General features: G+C 58.5%; 1 protein-coding gene. It reads right to left on the bottom strand.

Annotated features, from left to right (window positions below; translation table 11 throughout):
• Positions 1-358: 358 nt before the first annotated feature.
• On the bottom strand, positions 359-2,938 hold the full coding sequence (locus tag U9R25_02880; protein ID MEA3334825.1) for a ComEC/Rec2 family competence protein: 2,580 nt from the start codon (positions 2,936-2,938) through the stop codon (positions 359-361).
• Positions 2,939-3,615: the final 677 nt, after the last annotated feature.

Below are 3,615 nucleotides of genomic sequence, written 5' to 3' on the forward strand. Positions count from 1 at the left end.
CGAAGGACGCGAAGCGCGAAGGGTGCGAAGGGCGCGAAGGACACGGCACCGTGGGGAGGGGCGCGACGGACCATTTAGCCACGTCACTCCCGCGGTCATCCTCGCGAACGCGGGGAGGGTTTGGACCACGAAGGCGCTAAGGCGCGCGAAGGACGCGAAGCGCGAAGGACACGGGGACGCCGCCAGCACGCTAGCAAGCGATCCGTGAGGTAGGGACGCGGCGCAACAGGCCATTTAGCCACGTCACTCCCGCGGACGTCAGCAGACGATCCGTGAGGTAGGCGGGAGTCTATCGTCAAGACCAGCATCCCCGCAACGATGAAAATGAGGACTGCCACGATCTGCCTGGCACTGCGGTTCACTTCAGGAGTTGCGTCAGGACCTGGCCATCGCTGGCAAAGCTTACGGTGCCCGCCAGATCGGTGCGGTGGTAGTTTTCTGGACCAACCAGAGCTACCCATGCCTCCTCCACCACTGCCGACAGGTCTCGAAAGCGATCCTGGCGCTGGGTGAAGACTACGGCATGCTGCGGCCCCGTCGCCATCAGAAACTCCTCGCAAAAGGCCGCCTGCCTGCCGTCGTCGGGCAGCTTTACTACCGTCGACTCTATCCGCTGACCACTTTCCACCAACCACTCCTGTACCTCTTTAGACACATCCCCCGTCAGCAAAAAACTTGTCACGCCGTAGCTCAGACGCAGCACCAGTGAGTTGGGCTTGAGATCGACGCCTCCATCCTTTTTGAAAGCAGGCTCCTGCCCGGGATGCAACACATCCAGCGTTGCGCCGTGACCCAGATGGATGCGGACGCCAGCCTCGGCATGGGCGACGGGCACGTGTTGTTCCTGCAACGTCCTCAGCCAATTCTCGTAGTTGGTCGACGGATAGGGAAAGGGCGTCTGCAGGACCTGTTTGATTCGATAGCGCTCAGGCAAGCCAACCAACCCGCCAATGCGCTCGTCGCCCGGATGGGTCAACACTACAAGCTCGATTTGCCGGTCGTGGAAGGGCATGTGTTCTCCCAGTGCGCTCAATAATTTGGTGGGGCTATAGCCGCCGTCGATGAGCACTTGCTGTCCGTCGGGGGTTTCGATCAGAATGGCTTCACCCCGCTCCACATCGAGGAAGTGGACGTGCAGCCTGCCATCGGGCAGGGAGCGAGAGGAGGCAATAAACAAAAAGCAGATGGCAAATAACAGTGCGGCAGCCATGGTCGTTGAGGTTGAGGATGCCAGGCCCTGGCGCACTCGTTGGAGCCGGGAACCGAGCAAAGGAAGCGAGGGCGTGGTCGAGAGCGCGGCAGCCGCCACCAGGCCGTAGAAGCCCAACAGGATTGCGGGGCTGAGATCTACGTTGAGGGCGGCCATCGGCAACGGGGCCAGGGCTTTCACGACCAATACCGTCCAGTGCAGGGCCAGCCAGGGGATGAGAATCAGAAATCGCGCCAGCGGCCAGAGAATCAGGGAGACAGAGGTCAGGGGATCAGAGGTCAGAAGGTCAGAGATCAGACCGACGATCACGGCGAGTCCGCCCCAGATCATGATGGGAGGCTGGACGGGCAGCACCAGGAGATTGGCAAGGGGGGAAACAAGGGAGACGCGCCCGAAGTAGTAGGCGACCAGGGGCAGGGTCAAGATCTGGGCGGCCAGGGTGACGATCAGTGCGTCGCTGAGGAAGCCGAGCAGCGCGACGCGGAGAGGGTGGGATTCAGGGGCGCGGGGAAGGGGTGAGGGGGCGATACGGCGACACGGCGACGCCGCGACGCCGCGTCTTGCGAAGCGCCGTTCGATTCCAAAAAACAGTCTGTCAAAAGACCCCTCAAACCATGCGGTCATGCCCGGCGTGAAGAGCATCAGGCTGAGGGTTGCCATGAAGCTCAGTTGAAAGCCAACATCCCAGAGAGCCAGGGGATTGATCAGGGTCATGACGAATCCTGCGACGAAGAGGGAAACGAAGGCCGTGGATTGGCGTCCCAGGTAGGTAGCCCAGGCGTAGAGGCCGCCCATTATAGCTGCACGGGTGACCGAGGAATCGGCGCCGACGAGAAGGGTATAGAGGACGATTCCGGCGATGACCGGGTAGAAGGCCCGGCGTTTTCCCAGCAACCGGCCGAACAGGGCGGTCATCACACCTGCGATGATGGTGATATTGCTGCCGGAGATGACGATGATATGGCTGACGCCCGTTAAGTTGAACTGATCGTAGAGTTCGCGGTCGATTCCCGTTTCAACACCCAGGAGGATTCCCGATAGCAGGGCTGCTTCCGGTTCGGGAATGAGTTGACCGATGGCGGTCTGTGCGTTGGTTCGTATGTTGTAGAGAATCTGCCAGAAGGGATGGCCCTGGCCGTGGGTGGTGATGGAAACCTTGGGTCTCTGGATGAGTGTGTGTATGCCCTGGCGAGCCAGGTAGGCCCGGTAATCGAAACCCTTGAACACGGGCGGGGCTTCCAGCCGACCCTGGACCTTGATCCGGTCGCCGTATTGCAGTTCAGGGAAACGGTCTGTGTTGAAGAGTGCATCGCCGGTGACCGGTTGCGTTATCTCCTCGGTCTGCAAGGTGAGCGACTGGGCGTGCAACCTGATACGCACCCACGTATCCCGATCTTCAGGTGGACGCACGATCGTGCCGGTGATCGTTGCCCAGGTCGGTTCGGTGGGTGTGCCGTTGTAAAACGCCAGGTCGCCTGGCGTCAGGCAGGGGGTGAAGGGGTGCAGATGGTAGCGCAGCATGCCCAGCAGAAGCAAGAGGATCAGGGCAGAGGGAACGCGGAGGGTTGGTCTTCGTACGGCCAGAACCGAGGTAAAAAGGATGAGCCCGCCGGTCGCTGCGCCGAGGTAGGCAAAGGGTGTGTGGCAGCCCAGGAGCCCGAGCGACCAGGCACCGTGAGCCAACCAAAGGCCCGCTGCCCACACCAGGATGAGAATGACCAGTGTCATGGTTTGGATATTTCGAGGTAGGCGGGTTATGGAGTTCAGTGTAGACCAAGGGTGGCGCCTTTACCCTATGTCTACACTGAACTCCAGGAACTCCAGCGCTGAAGGTTCTTCGTTTCCCCCCGAAACGAAGAACAGCCTGAAGCGAAGACAGCTTGTGAAAGATTCCAGGAATTATGCTATAATACCAAGGGAAGCTTGAAAGACCCGTTTATCAGAGAACAATGTCAAGGCTCTTTGTGGGAGGTTTTTCAATATCGAACCGAGTTGGTGAGACTGAGCCTAACCGAGTGCATGCATTGCCTTCGTCGCTTACCCGGTATTTGACAACTACCTTACAAGTTTGTACTTTTTCCCGGCGAACTGGTGTTTCTCCGTCCAGTTCTAACTACCGCTTCCAGCTACGGTGCTGGAGTTATGTAGTGAAGTAGTTGGGTGTCCCATGCTGTTGGAATGTCCAATCCTACAGCATTCCCCCGGCGACTACCAAGCCTCAAGTCTCACCATGGTTCTCATTCTACCACACTTTTCGATAAAAAAACTACACAAAAACTACAGAGAATCTACAGAAAAACTGCAGAAAAACTACAGAAAAACTACAAGTGCAGCCACAAGGTGAGTTCTCTCGTTGGCGATCAAGAAAAACACGAAGTTCTTGGAGAGTCGGGGAGGCAATATGT

This window comes from Chloroflexota bacterium (assembly GCA_034717495.1).
In the GTDB taxonomy this organism is placed as follows: Bacteria; Chloroflexota; Anaerolineae; order JAAEKA01; family JAAEKA01; genus JAYELL01.

What these genes read in the sequence shown, in the direction of transcription:
- U9R25_02880 (MEA3334825.1), bottom strand. Translation starts at nt 2,938, where the DNA reads ATGACACTGGTCATTCTCATCCTGGTGTGGGCAGCGGGCCTTTGGTTG.